2 tRNA genes are annotated in these 202 nt (G+C 56.9%); both read left to right on the top strand.

From position 1 onward, the window contains the following. Positions 1 to 76, top strand: a tRNA-Ala gene (locus ACL9RI_RS27790). A 51-nt stretch (positions 77 to 127) separates the two neighbouring features. Next, positions 128 to 200 (top strand) — tRNA-Glu (locus tag ACL9RI_RS27785). Positions 201 to 202 lie beyond the last annotated feature (2 nt).

Below are 202 nucleotides of genomic sequence, written 5' to 3'. Positions count from 1 at the left end.
GGGGGTATAGCTCAGCTGGGAGAGCGCTTGCATGGCATGCAAGAGGTCAGCGGTTCGATCCCGCTTACCTCCACCAACAGCGCAGAGGTAAAGTAGCAAGTGGTAGAGGTAAAACTGTAGTGCCAAGGTCCCCATCGTCTAGAGGCCTAGGACATCACCCTTTCACGGTGAGTACAGGGGTTCGAATCCCCTTGGGGACGCC

Origin of the sequence: Janthinobacterium sp. Mn2066 (assembly GCF_049319705.1) — a bacterium.
Lineage (GTDB): Bacteria > Pseudomonadota > Gammaproteobacteria > Burkholderiales > Burkholderiaceae_D > Janthinobacterium.
This window is presented reverse-complemented; position numbering and strand designations above follow the sequence as displayed.